Source organism: Bacillus sp. es.034 (assembly GCF_002563655.1).
In the GTDB taxonomy this organism is placed as follows: domain Bacteria; phylum Bacillota; class Bacilli; order Bacillales; family Bacillaceae_B; genus Rossellomorea.
Map to the genome: position 1 here is coordinate 1,710,001 of NZ_PDIY01000001.1, position 24,765 is coordinate 1,734,765.

A 24,765-nucleotide genomic window follows, 5' to 3' on the forward strand; every position below is an offset into this window, starting at 1 on the left:
TTTGACAGTCGAAGTTTTGTTCAGTTTTGATGGTTCAACCATCAAAACATTTTTCATCTCTTACGAGATGAGAATTTGTGTTTGTTCTTTGAAAACTAGATAAAGATAAATTGATAGTCAAGAAATTACCGAGTATCGCCATTTTAGGTTTTAAACCTGATGTAACAACCAATTCGGTTAAGTTATGAAGGGCGCACGGTGGATGCCTTGGCACTAGGAGCCGACGAAGGACGGGACTAACACCGATATGCTTTGGGGAGCTGTAAGTGAGCTTTGATCCAGAGATTTCCGAATGGGGGAACCCATTGTTCGTAATGGAACAATATCCTTACTTGAATACATAGAGTATGGAAGGCAGACCCAGGGAACTGAAACATCTAAGTACCTGGAGGAAGAGAAAGCAATTGCGATTCCCTGAGTAGCGGCGAGCGAAACGGGATATAGCCCAAACCAAGAGGCTTGCCTCTTGGGGTTGTAGGACACTCTATACGGAGTTACAAAGGAATGAAGTAGACGAAGAAGTCTGGAAAGGCTCGTCAAAGAAGGTAACAACCCTGTAGTTGAAACTTCATTCCCTCTTGAGTGGATCCTGAGTACGGCGGGACACGTGAAATCCCGTCGGAAGCTGGGAGGACCATCTCCCAAGGCTAAATACTCCCTAGTGACCGATAGTGAACCAGTACCGTGAGGGAAAGGTGAAAAGCACCCCGGAAGGGGAGTGAAATAGAACCTGAAACCGTGTGCCTACAAGTAGTCAGAGCCCGTTAACGGGTGATGGCGTGCCTTTTGTAGAATGAACCGGCGAGTTACGATCCCATGCAAGGTTAAGTTGATAAGACGGAGCCGCAGCGAAAGCGAGTCTGAATAGGGCGATTTGAGTATGTGGTCGTAGACCCGAAACCAGGTGATCTACCCATGTCCAGGATGAAGTTCAGGTAACACTGAATGGAGGTCCGAACCCACGCACGTTGAAAAGTGCGGGGATGAGGTGTGGGTAGCGGAGAAATTCCAATCGAACTTGGAGATAGCTGGTTCTCTCCGAAATAGCTTTAGGGCTAGCCTCATGTGTAAGAGTCTTGGAGGTAGAGCACTGTTTGGACTAGGGGCCCTCATCGGGTTACCGAATTCAGACAAACTCCGAATGCCAAAGACTTATCCATGGGAGTCAGACTGCGAGTGATAAGATCCGTAGTCGAAAGGGAAACAGCCCAGACCACCAGCTAAGGTCCCAAAGTATACGTTAAGTGGAAAAGGATGTGGAGTTGCTTAGACAACCAGGATGTTGGCTTAGAAGCAGCCACCATTTAAAGAGTGCGTAATAGCTCACTGGTCGAGTGACTCTGCGCCGAAAATGTACCGGGGCTAAACGTATCACCGAAGCTGTGGATTGACACCTTTAGGTGTCAGTGGTAGGAGAGCGTTCTAAGGACTGCGAAGCTAGACCGTAAGGACTGGTGGAGTGCTTAGAAGTGAGAATGCCGGTATGAGTAGCGAAAGATGGGTGAGAATCCCATCCACCGAATGCCTAAGGTTTCCTGAGGAAGGCTCGTCCGCTCAGGGTTAGTCGGGACCTAAGTCGAGGCCGATAGGCGTAGACGATGGACAACAGGTTGATATTCCTGTACCACCTCTTTTCCGTTTGAGCAATGGGGGGACGCAGGAGGATAGGGTAAGCGCACTGCTGGATATGTGCGTCTAAGCAGTTAGGCTGATGATGAGGCAAATCCCATCATCGTGAAGGCTGAGCTGTGATAGCGAGCGAATTATAGTAGCGAAGTTCCTGATTCCACACTGCCAAGAAAAGCCTCTAGCGAGGAAAAAGGTGCCCGTACCGCAAACCGACACAGGTAGGCGAGGAGAGAATCCTAAGGTGAGCGAGAGAACTCTCGTTAAGGAACTCGGCAAAATGACCCCGTAACTTCGGGAGAAGGGGTGCTCTGGTAGGGTGCAAGCCCGAGAGAGCCGCAGTGAATAGGCCCAGGCGACTGTTTAGCAAAAACACAGGTCTCTGCGAAGCCGTAAGGCGAAGTATAGGGGCTGACGCCTGCCCGGTGCTGGAAGGTTAAGAGGAGTGCTTAGCGCAAGCGAAGGTGCGAATCGAAGCCCCAGTAAACGGCGGCCGTAACTATAACGGTCCTAAGGTAGCGAAATTCCTTGTCGGGTAAGTTCCGACCCGCACGAAAGGCGTAACGATCTGGGCACTGTCTCAACGAGAGACTCGGTGAAATTATAGTACCTGTGAAGATGCAGGTTACCCGCGACAGGACGGAAAGACCCCGTGGAGCTTTACTGTAGCCTGATATTGAATTTTGGTACAGCTTGTACAGGATAGGTAGGAGCCTTGGAAACCGGAGCGCCAGCTTCGGTGGAGGCATCGGTGGGATACTACCCTGGCTGTATTGAAATTCTAACCCGCGCCCCTTATCGGGGTGGGAGACAGTGTCAGGTGGGCAGTTTGACTGGGGCGGTCGCCTCCTAAAGAGTAACGGAGGCGCCCAAAGGTTCCCTCAGAATGGTTGGAAATCATTCGCAGAGTGTAAAGGCACAAGGGAGCTTGACTGCGAGACCTACAAGTCGAGCAGGGACGAAAGTCGGGCTTAGTGATCCGGTGGTTCCGCATGGAAGGGCCATCGCTCAACGGATAAAAGCTACCCCGGGGATAACAGGCTTATCTCCCCCAAGAGTCCACATCGACGGGGAGGTTTGGCACCTCGATGTCGGCTCATCGCATCCTGGGGCTGTAGTCGGTCCCAAGGGTTGGGCTGTTCGCCCATTAAAGCGGTACGCGAGCTGGGTTCAGAACGTCGTGAGACAGTTCGGTCCCTATCCGTCGTGGGCGCAGGAAATTTGAGAGGAGCTGTCCTTAGTACGAGAGGACCGGGATGGACGCACCGCTGGTGTACCAGTTGTCTTGCCAAAGGCATCGCTGGGTAGCTATGTGCGGAAGGGATAAGTGCTGAAAGCATCTAAGCATGAAGCCCCCCTCGAGATGAGATTTCCCATCACGTAAGTGAGTAAGATCCCTAGAAGATGACTAGGTAGATAGGTCAGAGATGGAAGCATGGCGACATGTGGAGTTGACTGATACTAATCGATCGAGGACTTAACCACAAAGAGTCATTATTTTAATGAACAACATTGGTCGATATTCGGCTTTCTTGACATCAATTCTTTATCTAGTTTTCAGGGAATAATTTTTATACGAAAATATAAAAAAGCCTTGAAAAATTATATCTACACGATATAATAATACTTGTCCTTAAATGAGACAAGACATAGTCTGGTGACAATGGCGAAGAGGTCACACCCGTTCCCATGCCGAACACGGAAGTTAAGCTCTTCAGCGCCGATGGTAGTTGGGGGATCTCCCCCTGTGAGAGTAGGACGTCGCCAGGCTATATATCATGGAGGATTAGCTCAGCTGGGAGAGCATCTGCCTTACAAGCAGAGGGTCGGCGGTTCGATCCCGTCATCCTCCACCAAGTTTTTTTACGAAAGTAAAATAAACTTCATTAATTTGCGTAAGCAAAATATCTTTCCATAATCGCTTCGTTGAACTGCGTTCATTACGCAGTATTCACCATAAATTTATACACGCCGGTGTAGCTCAACTGGTAGAGCAACTGACTTGTAATCAGTAGGTTGGGGGTTCAAGTCCTCTTGCCGGCACCATTTGGTTTTTTTATGAGATGAGCCATTAGCTCAGTTGGTAGAGCATCTGACTTTTAATCAGAGGGTCGAAGGTTCGAATCCTTCATGGCTCACCAAAGATTTTTGCCAAGGCAAAATATCTTACCATTGTTTTTCTCCAATGTGAAAAACAAAAATATATGCGGGTGTGGCGGAATTGGCAGACGCACCAGACTTAGGATCTGGCGCCGCAAGGCGTGGGGGTTCAAGTCCCTTCACCCGCACCATTTCTTTTGCGGAAGTAGTTCAGTGGTAGAACACCACCTTGCCAAGGTGGGGGTCGCGGGTTCGAATCCCGTCTTCCGCTCCAGAGACTTGCCGGGGTGGCGGAACTGGCAGACGCACAGGACTTAAAATCCTGCGGTAGGTGACTACCGTACCGGTTCGATTCCGGTCCTCGGCACCAAAGATTTTTGCGTCAGCAAAATATCTTTCCTTACGTTACTTATTAAAAAATAGATTTCATTTAGCGCCCGTAGCTCAATTGGATAGAGCGTTTGACTACGGATCAAAAGGTTAGGGGTTCGACTCCTCTCGGGCGCGCCATATATCGGGAAGTAGCTCAGCTTGGTAGAGCACTTGGTTTGGGACCAAGGGGTCGCAGGTTCGAATCCTGTCTTCCCGACCACTTCTTTGGGGCCTTAGCTCAGCTGGGAGAGCGCCTGCTTTGCACGCAGGAGGTCAGCGGTTCGATCCCGCTAGGCTCCACCAAGTTTTTTTACGACAGTAAAATAAACTTCATTGGTTTTATTCATAAGCCTAATAGCTAGTAGTTTCTTGGCGGTGTAGCTCAGCTGGCTAGAGCGTACGGTTCATACCCGTGAGGTCGGGGGTTCGATCCCCTCCGCCGCTACCAATAGGGACCTTTAGCTCAGTTGGTTAGAGCAGACGGCTCATAACCGTCCGGTCGTAGGTTCGAGTCCTACAAGGTCCACCAAGTACCATTTTCATTACGGAGGAATACCCAAGTCCGGCTGAAGGGATCGGTCTTGAAAACCGACAGGGGTGTAACAGCCCGCGGGGGTTCGAATCCCCCTTCCTCCTCCATTTTATTTTAATCCATTATTATCGTCGCGGGGTGGAGCACGGCCGAATAATCTTCGGAGCTTACACATCAGCGCACCGACTGAGCAGCAGCTTGAATGAGCTTACTGAAGTCGGGGTGGATCTACGTGATGCACAATGGGATAGTGGAAACTTAATAATATATTATCGTCGCGGGGTGGAGCAGTTCGGTAGCTCGTCGGGCTCATAACCCGAAGGTCGCAGGTTCAAATCCTGTCCCCGCAATACCATTTTTGACTGATTTTTATGATAGGTTATTGTTAATCTTTCATGAGTCACGCATGGAAACCTATTTTGCTAGCGCAAGGTAAGGATAGTTATTTTCGCTATCGCGAAGGTAATGAAAGTTATTTTGCTTACGCAAAAAACTCTGGTCCGGTAGTTCAGTTGGTTAGAATGCCTGCCTGTCACGCAGGAGGTCGCGGGTTCGAGTCCCGTCCGGACCGCCATTTTCTTTAAAAGATAATGGTATTATTATTTTCAAAACTCAGTAAGGCTCAGTAGCTCAGTTGGTAGAGCAATGGACTGAAAATCCATGTGTCGGCGGTTCGATTCCGTCCTGAGCCACCATTTTTCTATTTAGACACATTATGGCGATTGTGGCGAAGTGGTTAACGCACCTGATTGTGGTTCAGGCATTCGTGGGTTCGATTCCCATCAGTCGCCCCATGTTTTTATGCGGGTGTAGTTTAGTGGTAAAACCTCAGCCTTCCAAGCTGATGATGAGGGTTCGATTCCCTTCACCCGCTCCATTTCATTTTTGGGCCTATAGCTCAGCTGGTTAGAGCGCACGCCTGATAAGCGTGAGGTCGGTGGTTCGAGTCCACTTAGGCCCACCATTCCATTATTCCGCAGTAGCTCAGTGGTAGAGCTATCGGCTGTTAACCGATCGGTCGCAAGTTCGAATCTTGCCTGCGGAGCCATATTTGGAGAAGTACTCAAGTGGCTGAAGAGGCGCCCCTGCTAAGGGTGTAGGTCGGGCAACTGGCGCGAGGGTTCAAATCCCTCCTTCTCCGCCATTAAGGCCCATTGGTCAAGCGGTTAAGACACCGCCCTTTCACGGCGGTAACACGGGTTCGAATCCCGTATGGGTCATTCTGAAAAGACTATCATTGTTGATAGTCTTTTTTTGTTGTACACAGCAGTACTTTGCTATGAAGCTGATATAAGCATGTTTTATAATAAAAAATGTTTGTTCCTGAATTCTTCATCGATGGATATATGATCGACGTTTTCCTCTTTTTCTATTAACTCTTTCTAACACCTCTTTCCTTCCTTCATTCGACACCGCTACTCCATCTTTCATCTAACAAAATCTTATACAAAATACCGGAATCCCTCTATATTTCCTACAAATATTAAGCTTTTTCATAAAAAACTTTCGACAAATTACGCTATGAATTCAACGTAATTCCCCTATGTTTTTACAATGTAAACCTTACCATTTAGGATAACTTTCCAAATCGACCTCTTTTTCATATAAGCATGTAGTAAATTGTCGTAATTGAACGACGATTATAAAGAGGATTTTGGTGATGTTGTTAGAAAGTAGTTATGTAGATTGAAAAAATGTAGGTGAGATGATGAACGCAATGACCATAACAGATTACGATGTGTTTTTGTTTCATGAGGGAAATTTGCAGCAGGCCTATCAGTTTATGGGTGCACATGTGAGAAGGGATTCCACTGGGACCTATACAGAATTTTGCGTTTGGGCACCGAAAGCAAGGCATGTTTCATTGGTGGGATCCTTCAATCAATGGAATGGGAATGGATATGATTTAAAAAAACGGAACAGTGAAGGTCTGTGGACGATTCGGGTCGATAAAGATCTGACGGGAGAAACGTATAAGTACGAAATTACGACTTCCCTGGGGGCAAAGAAGCTGAAGGCGGATCCGTACGGGTTTGCCTCTGAAAAGCGCCCTCATACCGCAAGCGTTGTGTATGAGCTGGATGGCTTTGAATGGGAAGATGAGAAGTGGCTCGAGGACCGTTCATCCACTACCATCTACGACAAGCCAATGGCGATTTATGAAGTCCATTTAGGTACGTGGAAGAAAGAAGCAGGAACGTTTCTTTCTTATAGGGAATTAGCACAGCAATTGATTCCCCATGTGAAAGAGCAGGGATTCACCCATATTGAGCTGCTGCCTGTCACGGAGCATCCATTTGACCGGTCCTGGGGTTATCAGGGTACGGGTTATTACTCCCCTACCAGTCGCTACGGCTCACCACATGATTTGATGGCATTTGTGAATGAGTGTCATTTACATAATATCGGTGTGATCCTGGATTGGGTCCCAGGCCACTTTTGTAAGGATGCGCATGGGTTATATGAGTTTGATGGTTCGTTTGCCTACGAGTACAGCGAGGAAAGGGACCGGGAGAATTATACGTGGGGTACGGCGAACTTTGACTTAGGCAAAGGGGAAGTGAGAAGCTTCCTGATTTCAAACGCCCGTTTTTGGATGGAGCAGTATCATATCGATGGCTTCAGGATCGATGCGGTGGCGAACATCATCTATTGGGCGAATCAGGGTGAGCTTAACCCGAATGAAGGTGCCATACAGTTTTTGAAAAACTTGAACAAGGCCGTGTTTGAGTTTGATTCTTCGATTCTGATGATTGCAGAGGATTCTACGGACTGGCCACAGGTGACGTCTCCGGTTCATTATGGAGGACTTGGATTTAATTATAAGTGGAATATGGGATGGATGAATGACGTCCTTAAATATATGGAAACCGATCCATCTGAACGAAGGCATGTGCATTCTCTCATCACGTTCTCGTTGTTATATGCCTTTTCAGAGAATTATGTTCTTCCCTTCTCCCATGACGAAGTGGTGCATGGGAAGAAGTCGTTATTAAATAAAATGCCGGGGGATTACTGGCAGAAATTCGCCCAATACCGGTTGCTTCTAAGCTTCATGATGGCTCATCCAGGTAAAAAGCTTTTGTTCATGGGAAGTGAACTGGCACCATTTTCAGAATGGAAGGACCTTGAGGAATTAGATTGGCATTTACTGGATTACGAATTTCATCACAAATTCAACTCATATTTTAAAGAGCTACTGCATTTATATAAAGGTGCTGAACCATTATTTCAGATGGATCATCGTTCAGACGGATTCCAGTGGGTTGATGTAAATAATGCAGAGCAGCAGATTTTCTCTTTCATCCGTTACGGGATAGAGAAGGGAGATCATCTTGTGGTGATCTGCAATTTCAGTCCCCATGTGTATCATCAGTATAAGGTGGGAGTAGATAAGGTTTCTTCGTATGAAGAGATTTGGAATAGTGATGATGAAAGGTTTGGAGGTTCCCATCAGGTGAATCCCAACCCGCTTACCGTGCACAATGAACCGTATCATGGAAGAGATGGGTATGTGGAAATGACGATTCCACCATACGCAGCCGTGTATTTAAGACCAATCGAGTGAAAGGGGAGAAGAGTAATGGCAAAAGGTAGATGTGTGGCCATGTTGTTAGCAGGTGGAAAAGGGAGCAGGTTAAGTTCATTGACGAAGAGTCTGGCGAAACCGGCCGTACCGTTTGGAGGAAAGTACCGTATCATTGATTTTACCCTGAGCAATTGTACGAACTCAGGCATCGACACTGTCGGTGTGCTTACCCAGTATCAGCCCCTGGTATTGAATTCTTATATCGGGATCGGAAGTGCGTGGGATCTTGACCGCAAAAACGGTGGTGTGACCGTGTTGCCTCCATATGCTGAATCCTCCGAAATGCGCTGGTATACGGGGACGGCCAGTGCCATCTATCAAAATATGAATTACCTTGAGCAATACGATCCCGAGTACGTATTGATTCTGTCGGGTGATCATATTTACAAAATGGATTATAGTAAAATGCTTGATTATCATATCGAGAAAAAAGCAGATGTCTCGATTTCAGTCATTGAAGTGGGATGGGATGAAGCGAGCCGTTTCGGACTGATGAACACCAATGAGGATATGCGTGTCACGGAGTTTGAAGAAAAACCAGCTTTCCCGAAAAGCAATCTTGCTTCGATGGGTATTTACATCTTCAATTATTCCGTGCTGAAGGATTATCTCGAGATGGATGAACGGAATCCGGATTCGAGCCATGACTTTGGGAAGGATGTCATTCCTCTCCTACTTGATGAGAAGAAGAAACTGATGGCTTACCCATTTGAAGGCTATTGGAAGGATGTCGGTACGGTCAAGAGCCTTTGGGAAGCAAATATGGACCTGATAGATGAAGAGAATGAACTGAACCTGTTTGATCATGATTGGAGAGTGTATTCGGTTAATCCGAACGAGCCACCTCAATATATTTCAGAAGAAGCCCTTGTGGAGGGATCTCTTGTAAATGAAGGGTGTACGATAGAAGGAACGATTCAAAAGTCCGTACTCTTCCAGGGAACGACGGTGAAAAAGGGAGCGCATGTCAGCCGTTCAGTTATCATGCCGGACGCTGTCGTTGAGGAAAATGCCTATATCGAGCAGGCAATCGTGCCTTCGAATGTAAGGGTTCCTAAGGGCTTGTGCATCATGCCGGAAGAAGGATCAGATGAAGTGATCCTCGTGACGGAATCATTCATTGAAACACTGCTGGAACAGGAAAGAGTGTAAGGTTCAAGACCATCTTAACAACATTAGAGGAGGAGAAGTGTTTTGAAAAATACGATGCTTGGTGTTATTGATGCTACGAGTTACTACGATTCCCTGGAGGATTTATTGTTACATCGCTCATTAGCGGCCCTTCCCATTGCGGGAAGATACCGGTTGATTGACTTTATCCTTTCCAATATGGTGAATTCCGATATCGGCAGTGTGGCGATTTTTCCAAAGTTTCAATACAGATCGCTGATGGATCATCTCGGATCAGGGAAGAACTGGGATCTGAACCGGAAGCGGGATGGCTTGTTTTTCTTTCCTGCTCCTGGATTGGAAGCGAATGAAGAGGGTGTTGGATCCTTTAATCACTTTGCCCATCACATGGACTATTTCAGACGCAGTACACAGGAATATGCCTTAATCAGCAATTGCTTCACGTTGTGTAACATCGATTATCAACCCGTACTGGAACGCCACATCCGTATCGGTTGTGATATAACGGAAATGCGTCACAATGCCAGCTCCTTAGACATGTACTTAGTCAAAACGTCTGCACTGATTGATTTGATCGAGAACAGGCGTGAAACCGGCTATACATGCATGCAGGACGTGGTGGACGACATGGACAGCGGATTTAAGGTGTGCGGATATGAGCATGAAGGATTTGTTCAAACGATTGATTCTATTGAAGAATACTATGATGCAAGCATGAAGCTTATGAACTTATCTTATTGGAAAGAGCTGTTCAAGAAAGATATGCCCATTTATACGAAAGTGAAGGATGAGCCGCCGACACGGTACACATCAGCTGCAAGTGTGAAAAACAGCATTATCGCCAATGGATGCTTCATTGAGGGTAAAGTGAAAAATTCTACCATGTTCAGAGCGGTGAAGGTCGGCAGGAATACTACAATTTCTAACAGCATCATTATGCAGAAGAGCCAAATTGGAGATAACTGTGTACTGGAGAATGTGATTCTGGATAAAGATGTGAGAATAGAAGATGGCGTCAAACTTATCGGGGAAGCAAACAATCCAATTGTCATTCGCAAAGGAATGATTCAAGGAGCGCTGATGAATTCGTGAAAGTGTTATTTGTAGTATCTGAGTGTGTCCCATTTATTAAATCCGGGGGCTTGGCCGACGTTGCAGGCGCTTTGCCCAAGGAGTTAAGAAGTTTAGGCACGGATGTCAGGGTGATTCTGCCTAAATACGGCGGGATCCCTCACGAATTCCGTTCAAAAATGAAACGGAAAAAAGAGTTTTTTGTGTCAGTAGGCTGGAGAGATCAGTATTGTGGAATTGAAGAGTACAGTGAAAATGGTGTGACATATTATTTTGTGGATAATGAATATTATTTTAACCGGGAGCGTTTATACGGATACTTTGACGATGGGGAGAGATTTTCCTATTTTACAAGGGCTGTGTTGGAAAGTATCGCTGTTCTTGATTTCTATCCTGATGTAATTCATTGTCATGATTGGCACACGGGCATGGTGCCGTTCCTGCTCCGGAGCGAGTATCAGGAGAGACCGGGCTACTCATTCATCCGCAGCGTATTCACCATTCATAATCTGCAATTTCAAGGAATCTACCCTAAACAGGTGATGACGGACTTACTCGCTATCCCTGAGAAGTATTTTCACCATGAGTACCTCGAATTTTATGGGAATATCAATTTCATGAAAGGTGCGCTCATTTCTTCGGATTTCGTCACCACGGTGAGTCCTACATATAAAGAAGAAATCCTCACGCCTTATTATGGGGAAAAGCTTCATAATATACTTGGCCAGCGGTATAACCAATTATTAGGCATCCTCAATGGGATTGATGATGAAGTATATAATCCTGATGACGGGGAGTTTCCTTTCTTCAGCGGGAATCTTCAAGGAAAGAAGCAGGCGAAGCAGCATCTGCAAAAAAGCCTGGGACTCGAGGAGAATGAAGGAATCCCTCTAGTGTCCATCATTTCGAGATTGACGAACCAAAAGGGTCTTGAACTCATCAGGGGCGTCTTTCATGAGATGATCCAGGAAAATGTCCAGTTTGTCCTGTTGGGGACAGGTGATTGGGAGTTTGAACAGTTCTTCAGGGAAATGGAGTGGACGTATCCTGATAAGGTCAGGGTACAGATCGGCTTCAATGAAGAATTGGCAAAACAGATCTATTCCGCCAGTGATCTGTTCCTGATGCCTTCCAAGTTCGAGCCTTGCGGGCTTGGACAGTTGATCGCCATGAGATATGGGGCCCTGCCTCTTGTAAGGGAGACAGGTGGACTGAACGATACCGTTGAATCCTACAATGAGGAGACGAAGAGCGGCAACGGCTTCTCATTCAAAAATTTCAATGCTCACGATATGCTTTACACCTATCGAAGAGCCCTGTCGTATTTCCACGAAGATCCGGAAACATGGAATCATATTGTACGTAACGCAATGAATAAAGATTATAGTTGGGCCCAATCGGCCTTTAAGTATAATCAACTATACGCTGACCTGGTATCAAGGAGTGAAAGCCATGTTTTCTGATCCGATTGAATTCAAAGAATTGTTTCTGAAGAAGCTTGAAATGATGTATGGTAAGACGTTTCCTGAGTCCACCAGTCAGGATCAGTTTTTCACATTGGGTCATTTGATACGGGAATATATTTCGATGAACTGGATCCATACAAATGAGCAGTACCGGTTCAATAAACAAAAGCAGGTGTATTATTTATCCATCGAATTCCTGCTGGGGCGTCTGCTCCGGCAAAATCTGACGAATCTTGGGATTTACGATATTGTGGATAAAGGGCTTCAGGATCTTGGAATCGACCTTGCGGAAATGGAAGAGGTAGAGCACGACGCAGGACTTGGAAATGGCGGTCTTGGCCGTTTAGCCGCCTGTTTTCTGGATTCCCTGGCTTCCCTCAATCTACCCGGCCATGGATATGGTATCCGTTATAAGCATGGATTGTTTGAACAGAAGATCGTGAACGGATTTCAGATGGAGCTTCCGGAACAGTGGCTGCGTCATGGACATGTGTGGGAAGTCCGCAAATCAGATCTTACCGTCGAAGTGCCATTCTGGGGGAAGGTGGAATCCTATACGGAAAAGGATGTCTTAAGGTTTCGACATGTAGATGCAGAAATCGTCGCAGCGGTTCCTTATGATATGCCTGTCGTGGGGTTCGAAACGTCGACGGTCAATACGCTTCGATTATGGAGTGCCGAGCCTGCGGCCTATAAAGCGGGAAAAGATATGATGAAATACAAACGTGATACGGAAGCCATCACGGAATTTCTATATCCTGACGACACCCATGAGGAAGGGAAAATCCTGCGCCTGAAGCAGCAATACTTCCTGGTGTCAGCAAGTATCCGCTCCATTTTGGATTCTTACTTATATCGAAATGGGGATCTGAAGGAACTGCATGAGAATATTTCAATCCATATCAATGATACCCATCCGGTTCTTGCCATCCCGGAGCTGATGAGGGTCCTTCTGGATGAATACTCCTTTGAATGGGAGGAAGCATGGGAAATCACGACGAATACATTCGCTTACACAAACCACACGACGCTGTCTGAAGCACTGGAGAGATGGCCGATCCGTATATTCCAGCCCCTCCTGCCCCGCATCCATATGATTGTGAATGAAATCAATGAACGGTTCTGCAGGGAATTATGGAAAGAGTATCCTGGTGAGTGGAAGAGGATAGAGGACATGGCGATCATCTCACATGATGAAGTCAAAATGGCCCATCTTGCGATTGTTGGAAGCTTCAGTGTGAACGGTGTGGCAAAGATCCACACAGAAATCCTGAAGCAGCGGGAAATGAACTTATTTTATCAATATTATCCTGGGAAATTTAATAGTAAGACCAATGGGATCACCCATAGAAGGTGGCTCCTTAACAGCAATCCATCCCTTTCGAACCTGATTACTTCTTCGATCGGGGAGGATTGGATCAAAAACCCTTCCAAACTGGTGAAGCTGAAGGAGTATCACCATGATACGGCATTCCTGAAAGACCTGTATGATGTGAAGCAGGGAAATAAACAAAAGCTTGCCGGGCTGATATATGAAAGCAATGGTATCATTGTCGATCCGTCTTCGATATTTGATATCCAGGTGAAGCGGCTTCATGCGTACAAACGTCAGTTAATGAATGTGTTGCATATCCTTCACCTGTACAATCGGTGTGTGGAAGATCCGGGATTTGATTTTCATCCACGGACATTCATTTTCGGGGCAAAGGCGTCGCCGGGTTACTATTATGCCAAAAAAATCATTAAGTTGATCCATTCTGTAGCCGATCTCGTAAATGATCATCCGCTTGTGAAAGGGCGCATTAAGGTCGTGTTCCTTGAAAATTATCGGGTGTCCCTTGCAGAAGAGATCATCCCGGCAGCTGATTTGTCCGAGCAGATTTCAACGGCCAGTAAGGAAGCGTCGGGTACGGGGAATATGAAGTTCATGATGAACGGGGCTTTGACCCTTGGGACACTTGACGGGGCCAATATTGAGATCCTGGAACAGGTCGGGAGGGACAATATCTTTATATTCGGATTAACGGCTGAGGAAGTGATGAAGTATCAGAACCATGGAGGCTATTACGCCATGGAGTACTTCCACTACGATACAAGGATCAAAAAGGTGTTGAACCAATTGATCGATGATACCCTGCCGGATGCAGGTGATCATTTCGAAACCATTTATGACTCGTTATTGACTGAAAATGACCAATTCTTTGTCCTGAGGGATTTCGATTCCTACGTTAGGGTTCATGAACAGGCAGGAAAGGCGTATGAAAACAAAGAGCACTGGTCACGGATGTGCCTCCAGAACATTGCCAATTCCGGCTATTTCTCCAGTGACCGGACAATCGAGCAATATGCGAAGGACATATGGGGCATTGCACAGGGGAGTTTAACGAAATAGAAAAAACGCTTGGGAATCGGATCCCAAGCGTTTTTTTTATTTTTTCTTCTTATCGGATACGTAGCTGTCACCATCTTTATAAGGGATGTCACCCAGAGGAGATTCCAGATCGTTTTCATCGAGCATGTCCTCATACTCTTCATGAGTCTTTGACGGATAGGCTTTACGGTTCGATCCTTCCATGTCGGTCCCAACGAAGGATTCAAAATCCTCGGTGAACCCTTCTGATGTGTCCTCATCCTGATACAGGTCTGAGTAATCCTCGTGATCTCCTTCAAAGTCGGATGGGGTTTCAGAAGTCCCGAAACGGCCGACTTCCTGGAAGCTGTCCTGGTCGTCGCGCACATTCCCATCCGTTTCATGTCTGAATTCGTTATCGACAGGGGGCTGCAGTACATCTTCTTCTACCGGCCTATCCTGCGGTGTCGACTTCTCCGGTGTATGGTCCTTACAATAAAGAGTCGTCGGAATGACTTCTAGACGCTCGTAAGGGATATCCTGTCCGCATTCTTTACATTCTCCGTACGAACCGGCTTCGATCGCCTGCAGGGCTTGTTGGATTTTATCCAGTTCCAGCTTCGCATGATCGTCGATGGCGTAATCCTTCTCCCGCTCATATAACTCTGTACCCATATCGGCCGGATGGTTATCGTAAAGGGAGAGTTCTCCTGAGTTATCACGTTCGTTTGTATGGTGAAGATTATCTAAATCCTGATGTAAATGTTCTTTTAACTGCTTTTCTTGTTGAACCAATTCTTTTTTTAATGTCTGTTTTTGGCTGTCTGTCAGCAATTTCTTCACATCCTTCATAATGTTCGCTTAAAACTTGTCCTAACCATACTTTATCCGAAAGTGGGAAGGTTAAAACATAAAAAAAGAGTCGACCCGGATTTGTCGGGTCGACTTCTTGTGTTCTTTACAGCATATATGCAAGTAATAATCCAATGGATAATAGGAATCCAAAGATGGTATTGGTTTGTGCCGTTGCTTTCATGGCGGGCATCATTTCGATGGGTAGTGATTTCCCGATGAATCCTGTTGTGGCTTTGATGGCTTTTGGGATGCTCAAGAAGGATACGAACAGCCATGGTGATGAGATCCCGGTTACGACCAATCCGATGATCCAGGCGTAGGATACGACGAACATACCGCCCAAGAGGATGATCGCGCCTTTTTTTCCTAACAGGATTGCAATGGTTTTGCGTCCGTTTTCTTTGTCTCCATCGAGGTCACGGATATTGTTGGCCAATAATATGGAACCTACCAAGATGGAAACCGGAATCGAGATGAGGACGCTGTCCCCATTGATGTAGCCGGTCTGGATGTAAAATGAGATGAGGATGATCACAAATCCCATGAAAAATCCGGCTACGATTTCGCCGAATGGTGTGTAAGCAATTGGCATTGGTCCGCCAGTATAAAAGTACCCCGCTGCCATGCACACTATTCCTATGAGCGCCAGCCACCATGTACTGTTAAGGCAGATATAAATCCCTAACAGAAGGGCGATCCCGTATAGTGAAAAGGCAAGGTTGATGACCGTTGATGGTTTGACACCATTACGGACGATCGCTCCGCCGATCCCGACCGAGTGCTCTGTATCGAGGCCCCTTTTATAATCATAATATTCATTGAACATATTCGTGGCCGCCTGGATCAACAGGCAGGCAACCAGCATGGCTGCAAACAGCCAAAAGTTCACTTTCGTAAATTGCAGCGCGAGTACCGTTCCTAACAGTACAGGTACAAATGCTGCTGTAAGAGTGTGGGGCCGGGTCAATTGCCACCAGATCTTCCACCCTTTATCTGATTCCAACACGTTGGATGCTTGTTGTTCCATCATTCTCTCTCCCTTACGCAATAAGGAATTTTCAGAAAACATTACAATTCCTTTACAGATTAAAGTGTAGGTAAAGGGAAGGGGACTGTCAATCATTTTCTACAAATTCTTGAAGGTTCTATTTTCCAGTAATTGAGGACTTTTACAAAGCTTTTGGTTTCTCAAAAGAAGAAAAAGGGTTTATTATATATATAATAAGGATAAATAGTGTAAACATGTCTTGAACTCCGTTGACACACCATAAGTACAGGTGTATCTTATAGTAAGTTTGACTATTGTACGTGATTTTGTTTGGGGGAATTCAATTGGTTACCATCCATAAAACCAATATTGAAAAAGCATATGATACAGCCAGAATGAAGGCTAAACAAATACATCGCCCCGTCCTTCTCAGTATAGTGGAGGAAGTGGATGCAGTGGATCCTCTTTCTTTTTATTATGGAGGAAACTCTTTTCATGGAGAACGCTTTCTATGGAAGGACCGTGATCATACCATCACACTGGTAGGGCTCGGAGCGGCTCATATTCTGTCTACAGATGAAAAAGAAGGGCGCTTTTTTACCGTTGAGAACGAGTGGAAGCGCTTTACCCGGGAATCTGTGATCATGACAGGGGAAAAATGGGCAGGAACAGGTCCACTATTATACGGCGGGTTTCGTTTCGACCCGATGAACGTCAACAGTGAAGAGTGGAATCAATTCTCTACGGGGACATTCCAACTCCCGATGTTCATGTTAACAAAGCCTGAAAAAACGAATTATTTGACGATGAATGTCATCTGTCATCCGGATGAGGATGAACGCTTATTCCATGAACGTATCAGATTGAAGGAAGAACTTCTTTCAAACGCCCGAAAGGCCATCATTCCTGAGCGCCCTGAATGGATCGGGAACCGTGATGTGAGACCTGAAGAGTGGAAGGAATCCGTCCAGAGTGTAGTGAATCGCCTTCAGAAGGGTGAGATGGATAAAGTCGTCCTGGCGAGGAAATGTGAAGTGTCATTCAACCAACAGGTGACATCTGATTTCGTATTGGATAATCTCTGGAAGCAGCAACCCGACAGCTTCGTATTCAGCTTTGAATGGGAAGGAAGCTGCTTTATCGGTGCAACTCCTGAACGACTCGTAAAGAAAACAGGGGAAGAAATCCTCTCCACCTGCCTTGCGGGTTCGATTGCAAGGGGGGATACCTTGAAAAGTGATGAGAAACTTGGGGAAGAGCTGCTCGAGGATGAAAAAAACCGATACGAACATCATCTTGTGGTGGACAGCATCCAACAAGCTTTGAGCCCATTTTGTGACACACTTACCATTCCTTCTGCGCCACAGCTTATGAAGCTGAAGGATATCCAGCATCTCTATACACCGGTCATCGGACAGGCATCCGAGAATACGTCGCTATTGAACCTTGTTGAAAAATTGCATCCCACTCCCGCATTGGGTGGCGTCCCGAGGGACAAGGCGATGCATGTGATCAGGCAGGAGGAAGATATGGACCGTGGTCTATATGCCGCTCCCATCGGTTGGATCGATGCCTATGGAAATGGTGAATATGCCGTCGCCCTTCGCTCGGGTCTCCTGCAGGGGGATAAGGCCTACTTGTATGCAGGGTGCGGAATCGTAGCCGACTCTGAACCTGAAAGTGAGTTCAAGGAAACACAGATGAAATTTCGGCCGATGCTCCGGGCATTAGGAGGAACCGTACATGATTGAAGAACATCAGAAGAAACTTACAGATTATTTAGTGGCCTTCATTGAAGAACTGGTTGGAAATGGAGTAGACGAAGTCGTCATCAGTCCCGGCTCTCGTTCTACTCCTTTAGCGTTGTTATTCGCCCACCATCCAGGGGTGAAGACGTATATCAATGTGGATGAACGCTCTGCGGCTTTTTTTGCGTTGGGGATCGCCAAGGCCAAGAAAAAGCCCGTCGCCATGCTTTGCAGTTCCGGGACGGCCGGAGCCAATTACTATCCAGCTGTCATTGAAGCACGCTATTCCAGGGTGCCCCTCATTGTGCTGACAGCCGATCGGCCCCATGAACTGAGGGAAGTGGGTGCCCCTCAAGCCATCGATCAGATCGATCTTTACGGGAAACACGTGAAATGGTCCATCGATATGGCATTGCCTGAAAGCATTCCGTCCATGCTGCAATATGCACGATCATCTGCTGTCAGGGGCATAGCTCTTTCAACGGGATATCCGGAAGGTCCGGTTCATTATAACTTCCCGTTTAGAGAACCGTTGATCCCCGATTTACAAAAAGTTGAATTCTCAAGTGGGAGACCGTCAAAAAGAGTCATCCATGGAGAACGGCAGCTATCTCCTGACTTCAAGCATGAACTTCAGGAAACATTGGTGAATTCAAAGCGCGGCCTTATCGTGTGCGGACCGGGGCTAGGTGAAGAAGCTGTTCCGGCCATCGTGCAGTTTGCGGAAGAATATGCACTGCCAATTGTTGCGGATCCACTGTCCTTCGTCCGGAGCGGGAACCATTCTAAAGATCATATCATGGACTGCTACGACACGTTCTTACGAATCGAGGAACTGAAAGAATCACTTCACCCAGATCTCATTATCCGTTTCGGTGCCATGCCTGTATCAAAGGCACTTATGCTGTACCTGAAAGGCCTGCCGGATATCCCGGCTTGGATTGTGAGTAAAGGGGAAGAGTGGCAGGACCCTACGGCACGCGGTACAGATTTTATCCACTGCCGGGAAAAACTGTTTTGTCAAAGCTTTACAGACCAAAGTGGGCAAAGAAATATAGAATGGCTGGAAAAGTGGAAGCGTTTCAATAAAGAAACGAAGGGTTTACTCGTCAAGGGTCACCAGTCCTGGGATGAAGGAATGGCGGTTCATCAGTTGATACAGCATTTGCCTGAAGGCTCGACCCTGTTTTCCAGTAACAGCATGCCGATCCGTGATTTGGATACATACTTTTTCACGAATGACCGGTCCCAAAAGATCTTTGCTAACCGGGGAGCCAACGGGATTGACGGAGTGGTATCCACGGCACTCGGCATGAGTACGGTATCTCAGCCGATGTATCTCCTAATTGGGGATCTAGCCTTTTTCCATGATCTTAATGGGTTATTGACAGCGAGGAAATATCAATTGAATATGACGATTGTAGTGATGAACAATAATGGTGGAGGGATCTTTTCCTATCTGCCCCAAGCGGGTGATCAGACTCACTTCGAAGACCTGTTCGGAACTCCGATGGATTTGGAGTTTGCTCATGCAGCTAAACTTTATGAAGCACATTATTTCCATGTTGGGACCCAGGAAGAATTCATCCCGGCTCTCCAGGAAGCAGAGCAAAGCAAGGGAATAAAGATCATTGAGGTAGTGACCAATCGGGAAGAAAATGTAGCAAATCATCGGAAATTGTGGAATTTTGTTTCCCGGGAAATGACGAAGAACTTAAAGGGTGAAAATCTTGATTCTTCAAGTGAATGATATCCGTTATTTTGTAGAGGCGAAGGGGGAGGGAGACCCTTTGGTTTTCCTTCACGGCTTCACAGGCGATACATCGACGTGGTCCTGGGTCACCGATCAATTGTCTGCTGCATACCGGTGTGTCAGCATTGATTTGATTGGTCATGGCCTTACGGAGTCCCCGGAAGACGCCACAAGATACACAATGGAGCGGGTGGCAGAAGATATCTACAGCCTTCTGATGGAACTCGACATCGACAACGCTGTGTTGGTCGGGTATTCAATGGGTGGGCGTATGGCACTTCACTTCAGCTTGACTTATCCTGAAAAAGTGAAGGCTTTGATATTGGAAAGCGCCTCTCCCGGGTTGAGGACGAGTGAAGAAAGAGAAGATCGCAGGAAGAAGGATCAGGCTCTGGCGGAGAGAATAGAAAGGGAAGGCATCGAAGACTTTGTCGATTTCTGGCAGGAGATTCCCCTGTTCGCGTCTCAGAAAAGGCTATCGGATGGAGAACGTGCCGTCATCAGGCAACAGCGTCTGAATCAATCCGCGACTGGCTTATCCAATAGCTTGAAAGGGATGGGGACCGGGGCTCAGGATTCTTTATGGGACAGGCTCGATGAACTAACATTCCCAGTCCGGTTACTCGTCGGAGAGCTGGATCATAAGTTTGTTCATATTGCTGAAGAGATGAAAAAGCTCAATCCTGATTTTCAAATCCTGACATTTTCCAACACCGGTCATGCAATTCATGTGGAAGAATCGCGAAAGTTTGGTACAATAATAGAGGAACTATTGTTAACTACATAAAGGAGGAACAAACCAATGGCTTTTGAATGGGTTTCAGAAAGAAATTACGAAGATATTTTATACGAAACATACAATGGAATCGCTAAGATCACGATCAATCGACCAGAAGTTCGTAACGCATTCCGTCCTAAAACCGTCATGGAACTAATCGATGCATTTGCTTATGCACGCGACGACTCCAAGGTCGGTGTCATCGTTTTAACAGGTGCAGGTGAGAAAGCATTCTGTTCAGGCGGAGACCAACGTGTACGCGGTCATGGCGGATATGTAGGGGAAGATGAAATTCCTCGCTTAAATGTATTGGACTTACAGCGTCTGATCCGCGTGATTCCTAAGCCGGTCATTGCAATGGTAGCCGGTTATGCAATTGGAGGAGGACACGTCCTTCACGTCGTATGTGATATTACGATCGCCGCTGACAATGCGATCTTCGGCCAGACAGGTCCTAAAGTAGGAAGCTTTGACGCTGGATACGGTGCAGGCTATCTTGCACGCATCATCGGCCACAAGAAAGCGAAAGAAATCTGGTACCTATGCCGTCAATACAATGCCCAGGAAGCGCTTGAAATGGGTCTTGTGAATACAGTGGTGCCATATGAGCAGCTGGAAGCGGAAACGGTTCAATGGGCTTCAGAGATGCTTGAGAAAAGTCCGACTGCCCTTCGTTTCTTAAAAGCTTCATTCAACGCAGATACAGATGGACTGGCAGGTCTGCAGCAGCTTGCAGGTGACGCTACCCTTCTCTACTACACAACGGAAGAAGCAAAAGAAGGACGCGACGCGTTCAAAGAAAAGCGTAAGCCCGACTTCGGACAATTCCCTCGTTTCCCTTGATTTGAGGGTGGCCTGATGAATCTGATATGGATTCATCGGGCTTTTTTAAATGAAAGGTGAATCAATACGAAAGGAATGGAGATTGACAGGATGACTACACGGGAATTACCTAACTGGCTGAAACAAAGAGCGTTTTTAACCCCTGACCGGATGGCGGTTAGCAATGGGGATGTGGAGTATACATTTGGTGAGCTTTGGGAAAAAGCCATTTCGATCGGGGAACAACTATATACCATCGTCAAACATTCGTCTCATCCTTTTTTGGGACTCATGGTTAAAAACAAAGTGGAGTCTGTCTTCCTTGTTCATGCCATTCAACAGCTCGGTTTCACGACTGTACTGTTAAACAATAAGTTAAGTGAAAAGGAACTCTCTTTCCAGATTAGAGATATGGGATTAGGGACGGTCATTTATGATGATGAATTTGCAGGAAAGCTTTCTTTTTTAGGGGGAGAAGTGGAGGGAGTCTCTTTCTCTCAATTATTCGCCACTGACCCGACACGCTTTGAGGTGAAGGATTATTTTCAGTTAGACCAAGCATGCTCGGTCATGTATACATCGGGTACGACGGGAGCGCCAAAGGGGGTCCTTCAATCGTACGGCAACCATTGGTGGAGTGCCATAGGGTCTTCCCTGAATCTTGGTATAAATGAAAATGATACATGGCTTTGTTCCGTGCCCCTTTTTCATATCAGTGGTTATTCCATCCTGATGAGAAGTGTTATTTACGGAATGAACGTACGTCTGTTTGAAACCTTCGATGTGGAAGGGATCAACCGTGAATTGATTGCCGGTAATATCACCATCATGTCGGTTGTCAGCAATATGCTTTCCCGTTTGTTGAACGACATGGGGGGTGAAACCTATCACCCTAGTTTCCGCTGCATGTTGCTGGGCGGTGGTCCAGCGCCACTTCCATTACTGCAGAAGTGTAAAGAAAAAGGGGTGCCGGTCTTCCAAACCTATGGTATGACAGAGACAGCCTCTCAGATTGTGACATTGTCACCGGAGTACAGTATGTCTAAGCTTGGATCGGCGGGAAAGCCCCTCTTTCCTTCTGAATTAAAAATCAAGAGTGAAGAAGGAGCCGCCAGGGAAGGGGAAATCCTGGTGAAAGGCCCGAATGTGACGAGTGGCTATTACCGGAGGGAGGAAGCCAACGCCAAAAGCTTTGAATCCGGCTGGCTTCATACGGGGGACATCGGATATGTGGATGAAGAAGGGTTCTTATTTGTCCTCGACCGGCGTTCGGACTTGATCATTTCCGGAGGGGAAAATGTGTATCCGGCAGAAATCGAGAGTGTCCTCCTCAGTTGTGACGGGATAGAGGACGCAGGTGTGGCTGGCATTACAAGTGATGAATGGGGACAGATCCCTTGTGCGTTCGTTGTAAAGAAAGATCATCTGACAAAAGAGGAGATCATCACACACTGTAAGAAGAACCTGGCGTCTTATAAATGTCCGAAAAAATTCGTGTTTGTAGATGAACTTCCACGAAATGCCTCAAACAAACTGCTGAGGAGAGTGTTAAGAGAGCAGTGGGAAAAAGGGATGGTTGCCGATGAAGATTGAATCCATCACCCTTCACGTTGTTTCAATGCCCTTAAAGAAGCCGTTTGTGACCCATCTTCAAACGGTTAAAGACCGCCAAGGCATCATCGTCGAAGTCAGGGACAGTGACGGTATATGCGGACTGGGGGAAGGGGTCGCCTTTTCCACACCGTGGTATACAGAAGAGACGGTCAACACATCCTATCATATGCTGAAGGATGTGTTGATCCCCTTACTGAACAGTAAACCTTTTCATCATCCTGAGGAAATCGGGAAGCGGTTTGAAGCCGTCCGGGGAAATGCCATGGCGAAGGCGGCCCTTGAAATGGCCTTATGGGATCTTTATGCGAGGCAGCAAGGTGATCCACTATGGAATATGATCGGCGGAACGCGTAAAGAAGTACTTGCCGGGGCCGTGGTCGGAGCTGGCTCGGTTGCCGGGATGGTCACGCAGGCTGAAGACCTTGTGAAGGAAGGATATCAGCGAATAAAGCTGAAAATCTCCCCGGGGGCCGATGTAGAAATCGTAAAAGTATTGAGATCCCATTTTCCAAACCTTTCCCTTTTAGCTGATGCGAATTCAGCGTATAGCCTTGAAGATACACCCCATCTTCAAGCATTGGATGAGTTCGGTTTAGAGATGATCGAGCAGCCCCTTGGCATCGATGATTTAGTAGACCATTCTTTGTTGCAAAAGGAGATAACTACGCCGATCTGTCTTGATGAAAGCATCGTGACACCCCACGACATGAAGAGTGCCATCCACTTGAATAGCTGCGGTGTGGTCAATATCAAGCTTGGCAGGGTCGGGGGATACACGAGTGCGCTTGAAATCTACCGGTTGTGCCGGGAAAACGGGATCAAGGTATGGTGCGGGGGCATGATTGAATTCGGGGTATCCCGGGCTCATAATCTGACGCTATCAACCCTTGAAGGCTTCTCTATTCCAGGGGATATCTCTTCGTCCTCGAAATATTGGGAAGAAGATATCATTACCTCTCCGATCGTGGTGAGAAATGGTGTAGTGGAACGATTGGAGGGAAGCGGGATCGGCGTGGAACTCAACAGAAAGCGATTGAGTGCCGTGACACAGTTTAAGGAATCCTTCCCATCCCACGAAAAGCATGTCTAGCCAAAGAAAGCCAGGGAGCATGTGCTCTCTGGCTTTCTTCTGTGTTAATCATTTAAAACGGATTCGTCGCCCACTGAAGGGATTGTTTGATGAAGATCCTCTGGTGTAATTTCAGCTGGGATACCATATGTTCTGCCAAATCCTCGGGCTGCATATACTTTTCTTTGTCTGCTTCCTCAAGCTTATCTCCAAAGGTCAAGTCCGTTGCCACCAGGCTCGGATTCAGGGTCATGACACGGATGTTATGTTTTCGCACTTCCTGCATCAGTGCCTCTGTCATCCCTTGGACGGCGAACTTCGACCCACTGTATGCTGTGCTTCCCTCAGTCCCTTTCAAGCCGCTGCTCGATGAGATATTGATGATGTCCCCCCGGTTCTTCTCGATCAGTTGGGGAAGGACGGCACGGGTGACATAATAGGTGCCGAATACATTGACCTCAAAGGTCCGCTTCCATTCTTCCGGATCGATTTCGAGGAAGGGACCGTACGTTCCGATACCGGCGTTATTGATTAAGATGTCTGCCGGCCCCAGGTCAGTTTTAAGTTTTGAAACGGCCGTAACCACTTGTTCCATATCGGAAATATCCGCTACAGCCACACTGGCTTTCACTCCAAGGGATCGTGCTTCCTCCGCTACTTGTGCCAGGGTACTTTCTGTACGTGCGATCAACCCGACATGCACGCCTTCACGGGCAAGCTCTAATGCAGTCGCCTTTCCGATTCCCCGGGCAGCCCCCGTAATATAAGCCGTTTTGCCTTTAATCGTTTGTGCCATCATCCATCATCCTTTCCATAAGGTTCTACAGTAAGTGTAAAGTGTAGCCGTGCGGATAGGCAACTAATCTACCTGACGGATCGGAATGAAAAAAAGCCCCGGGAG

Annotated in this window: 14 protein-coding genes, 21 tRNA genes and 2 rRNA genes; 34 read left to right on the forward strand and 3 right to left on the reverse strand. The window is 46.8% G+C overall.

Translation table 11 applies throughout. The features are described 5' to 3' along the window. Positions 1 to 175: 175 nt before the first annotated feature. The 28 genes from ATG71_RS08590 (at position 176) to ATG71_RS08725 (ending at position 14,279) form a co-directional block, all read left to right on the forward strand. Positions 176 to 3,111: ribosomal RNA gene (locus tag ATG71_RS08590) — 23S ribosomal RNA — on the forward strand. 168 nt (positions 3,112 to 3,279) lie between these two features. Beyond that, a 5S ribosomal RNA gene (gene rrf / locus ATG71_RS08595) occupies positions 3,280 to 3,396 on the forward strand. A gap of 10 nt (positions 3,397 to 3,406) precedes the next feature. Continuing rightward, positions 3,407 to 3,482, forward strand: a tRNA-Val gene (locus ATG71_RS08600). 114 nt (positions 3,483 to 3,596) lie between these two features. Then, positions 3,597 to 3,672 (forward strand) — tRNA-Thr (locus ATG71_RS08605). A gap of 19 nt (positions 3,673 to 3,691) precedes the next feature. Continuing rightward, a tRNA-Lys gene (locus ATG71_RS08610) sits at positions 3,692 to 3,767 on the forward strand. Positions 3,768 to 3,832: 65 nt separating this feature from the next. Next, positions 3,833 to 3,917 (forward strand) — tRNA-Leu (locus tag ATG71_RS08615). An 8-nt stretch (positions 3,918 to 3,925) separates the two neighbouring features. Next, positions 3,926 to 4,000: transfer RNA gene (locus ATG71_RS08620), tRNA-Gly, on the forward strand. 7 nt (positions 4,001 to 4,007) lie between these two features. After that, positions 4,008 to 4,096: transfer RNA gene (locus tag ATG71_RS08625), tRNA-Leu, on the forward strand. Between the two features lie 63 nt (positions 4,097 to 4,159). After that, positions 4,160 to 4,236: transfer RNA gene (locus ATG71_RS08630), tRNA-Arg, on the forward strand. A gap of 5 nt (positions 4,237 to 4,241) precedes the next feature. Further along, positions 4,242 to 4,318: transfer RNA gene (locus ATG71_RS08635), tRNA-Pro, on the forward strand. Between the two features lie 7 nt (positions 4,319 to 4,325). After that, positions 4,326 to 4,401 (forward strand) — tRNA-Ala (locus ATG71_RS08640). 68 nt (positions 4,402 to 4,469) lie between these two features. After that, positions 4,470 to 4,546 (forward strand) — tRNA-Met (locus ATG71_RS08645). 4 nt (positions 4,547 to 4,550) lie between these two features. Then, positions 4,551 to 4,627, forward strand: a tRNA-Ile gene (locus tag ATG71_RS08650). Between the two features lie 17 nt (positions 4,628 to 4,644). Continuing rightward, positions 4,645 to 4,737, forward strand: a tRNA-Ser gene (locus ATG71_RS08655). 169 nt (positions 4,738 to 4,906) lie between these two features. Continuing rightward, positions 4,907 to 4,980 (forward strand) — tRNA-Met (locus ATG71_RS08660). 147 nt (positions 4,981 to 5,127) lie between these two features. Then, positions 5,128 to 5,204: transfer RNA gene (locus ATG71_RS08665), tRNA-Asp, on the forward strand. Between the two features lie 45 nt (positions 5,205 to 5,249). Next, positions 5,250 to 5,325: transfer RNA gene (locus tag ATG71_RS08670), tRNA-Phe, on the forward strand. A 23-nt stretch (positions 5,326 to 5,348) separates the two neighbouring features. Further along, positions 5,349 to 5,424 (forward strand) — tRNA-His (locus tag ATG71_RS08675). 9 nt (positions 5,425 to 5,433) lie between these two features. Then, positions 5,434 to 5,507: transfer RNA gene (locus tag ATG71_RS08680), tRNA-Gly, on the forward strand. 10 nt (positions 5,508 to 5,517) lie between these two features. Continuing rightward, a tRNA-Ile gene (locus ATG71_RS08685) sits at positions 5,518 to 5,594 on the forward strand. 9 nt (positions 5,595 to 5,603) lie between these two features. Next, a tRNA-Asn gene (locus ATG71_RS08690) sits at positions 5,604 to 5,678 on the forward strand. Between the two features lie 5 nt (positions 5,679 to 5,683). After that, a tRNA-Ser gene (locus ATG71_RS08695) sits at positions 5,684 to 5,774 on the forward strand. 4 nt (positions 5,775 to 5,778) lie between these two features. Beyond that, positions 5,779 to 5,850 (forward strand) — tRNA-Glu (locus ATG71_RS08700). A gap of 485 nt (positions 5,851 to 6,335) precedes the next feature. Further along, positions 6,336 to 8,198 carry a 1,4-alpha-glucan branching enzyme gene (gene glgB / locus ATG71_RS08705; RefSeq protein ID WP_483295302.1) on the forward strand — a complete coding sequence of 621 codons (1,863 nt, stop codon included), beginning with the start codon at positions 6,336 to 6,338 and terminating at the stop codon, positions 8,196 to 8,198. A gap of 15 nt (positions 8,199 to 8,213) precedes the next feature. Beyond that, positions 8,214 to 9,371 carry a glucose-1-phosphate adenylyltransferase gene (locus ATG71_RS08710; protein ID WP_098439249.1) on the forward strand — a complete coding sequence of 386 codons (1,158 nt, stop codon included), beginning with the start codon at positions 8,214 to 8,216 and terminating at the stop codon, positions 9,369 to 9,371. 42 nt (positions 9,372 to 9,413) lie between these two features. Further along, complete coding sequence (locus tag ATG71_RS08715) at positions 9,414 to 10,442, forward strand: GlgC family sugar phosphate nucleotidyltransferase (protein WP_098439250.1); 1,029 nt, start codon at positions 9,414 to 9,416, stop codon at positions 10,440 to 10,442. Beyond that, positions 10,439 to 11,884, forward strand: coding sequence for a glycogen synthase GlgA (gene glgA, locus ATG71_RS08720; RefSeq protein WP_098439251.1), 1,446 nt, complete (start codon positions 10,439 to 10,441; stop codon positions 11,882 to 11,884). Before ATG71_RS08715 ends, glgA begins: the two co-directional genes overlap by 4 nt. Continuing rightward, positions 11,874 to 14,279, forward strand: coding sequence for a glycogen/starch/alpha-glucan phosphorylase (locus ATG71_RS08725; protein WP_098439252.1), 2,406 nt, complete (start codon positions 11,874 to 11,876; stop codon positions 14,277 to 14,279). Before glgA ends, ATG71_RS08725 begins: the two co-directional genes overlap by 11 nt. A 36-nt stretch (positions 14,280 to 14,315) precedes the next feature. Here ATG71_RS08725 and ATG71_RS08730 read toward each other — a convergent pair whose 3' ends face one another. Beyond that, positions 14,316 to 15,080, reverse strand: a complete 765-nt coding sequence (locus ATG71_RS08730) for a TraR/DksA C4-type zinc finger protein (RefSeq protein WP_483295334.1) — start codon at positions 15,078 to 15,080, stop codon at positions 14,316 to 14,318. 115 nt (positions 15,081 to 15,195) lie between these two features. Then, on the reverse strand, positions 15,196 to 16,119 hold the full coding sequence (locus ATG71_RS08735) for a 1,4-dihydroxy-2-naphthoate polyprenyltransferase (protein ID WP_098439254.1): 924 nt from the start codon (positions 16,117 to 16,119) through the stop codon (positions 15,196 to 15,198). 305 nt (positions 16,120 to 16,424) lie between these two features. Here ATG71_RS08735 and ATG71_RS08740 point away from each other — a divergent pair, with 305 nt between their 5' ends. The 6 genes from ATG71_RS08740 (at position 16,425) to menC (ending at position 23,885) form a co-directional block, all read left to right on the forward strand. Then, the gene (locus ATG71_RS08740; RefSeq protein ID WP_286162954.1) at positions 16,425 to 17,831 is read left to right on the forward strand and encodes an isochorismate synthase; all 1,407 of its coding nucleotides are present in this window, start codon (positions 16,425 to 16,427) and stop codon (positions 17,829 to 17,831) included. Further along, complete coding sequence (gene menD, locus ATG71_RS08745; protein WP_098439255.1) at positions 17,824 to 19,578, forward strand: 2-succinyl-5-enolpyruvyl-6-hydroxy-3-cyclohexene-1-carboxylic-acid synthase; 1,755 nt, start codon at positions 17,824 to 17,826, stop codon at positions 19,576 to 19,578. Before ATG71_RS08740 ends, menD begins: the two co-directional genes overlap by 8 nt. After that, a complete protein-coding gene (gene menH / locus ATG71_RS08750; RefSeq protein ID WP_483295303.1) occupies positions 19,550 to 20,368 on the forward strand; it encodes a 2-succinyl-6-hydroxy-2,4-cyclohexadiene-1-carboxylate synthase in 819 nt (272 codons plus the stop codon). Before menD ends, menH begins: the two co-directional genes overlap by 29 nt. Before the next feature lie 15 nt (positions 20,369 to 20,383). Beyond that, the gene (gene menB, locus ATG71_RS08755) at positions 20,384 to 21,202 is read left to right on the forward strand and encodes a 1,4-dihydroxy-2-naphthoyl-CoA synthase (RefSeq protein WP_034765489.1); all 819 of its coding nucleotides are present in this window, start codon (positions 20,384 to 20,386) and stop codon (positions 21,200 to 21,202) included. Positions 21,203 to 21,292: 90 nt separating this feature from the next. After that, positions 21,293 to 22,774 carry an o-succinylbenzoate--CoA ligase gene (locus ATG71_RS08760; RefSeq protein ID WP_098439257.1) on the forward strand — a complete coding sequence of 494 codons (1,482 nt, stop codon included), beginning with the start codon at positions 21,293 to 21,295 and terminating at the stop codon, positions 22,772 to 22,774. Continuing rightward, complete coding sequence (menC, locus tag ATG71_RS08765) at positions 22,764 to 23,885, forward strand: o-succinylbenzoate synthase (RefSeq protein WP_098439258.1); 1,122 nt, start codon at positions 22,764 to 22,766, stop codon at positions 23,883 to 23,885. The genes ATG71_RS08760 and menC overlap by 11 nt, the downstream gene beginning before the upstream one ends. Positions 23,886 to 23,937: 52 nt before the next feature. Here the strand turns inward: menC and ATG71_RS08770 are convergent, their stop codons facing one another. Further along, the gene (locus ATG71_RS08770; RefSeq protein ID WP_098439259.1) at positions 23,938 to 24,660 is read right to left on the reverse strand and encodes a 3-ketoacyl-ACP reductase; all 723 of its coding nucleotides are present in this window, start codon (positions 24,658 to 24,660) and stop codon (positions 23,938 to 23,940) included. Positions 24,661 to 24,765 lie beyond the last annotated feature (105 nt).

Excerpts from the sequence above, each read along its gene's own strand:
- glgB (WP_483295302.1), top strand. The coding sequence starts at position 6,336 with ATGATGAACGCAATGACCATAACAGATTACGATGTGTTTTTGTTTCAT.
- ATG71_RS08710 (WP_098439249.1), top strand. The coding sequence starts at position 8,214 with ATGGCAAAAGGTAGATGTGTGGCCATGTTGTTAGCAGGTGGAAAAGGG.
- ATG71_RS08725 (WP_098439252.1), top strand. The coding sequence starts at position 11,874 with ATGTTTTCTGATCCGATTGAATTCAAAGAATTGTTTCTGAAGAAGCTT.
- ATG71_RS08735 (WP_098439254.1), bottom strand. The coding sequence starts at position 16,119 with ATGGAACAACAAGCATCCAACGTGTTGGAATCAGATAAAGGGTGGAAG.
- menD (WP_098439255.1), top strand. The coding sequence starts at position 17,824 with ATGATTGAAGAACATCAGAAGAAACTTACAGATTATTTAGTGGCCTTC.
- menB (WP_034765489.1), top strand. The coding sequence starts at position 20,384 with ATGGCTTTTGAATGGGTTTCAGAAAGAAATTACGAAGATATTTTATAC.
- ATG71_RS08760 (WP_098439257.1), top strand. The coding sequence starts at position 21,293 with ATGACTACACGGGAATTACCTAACTGGCTGAAACAAAGAGCGTTTTTA.
- menC (WP_098439258.1), top strand. The coding sequence starts at position 22,764 with ATGAAGATTGAATCCATCACCCTTCACGTTGTTTCAATGCCCTTAAAG.
- ATG71_RS08770 (WP_098439259.1), bottom strand. The coding sequence starts at position 24,660 with ATGGCACAAACGATTAAAGGCAAAACGGCTTATATTACGGGGGCTGCC.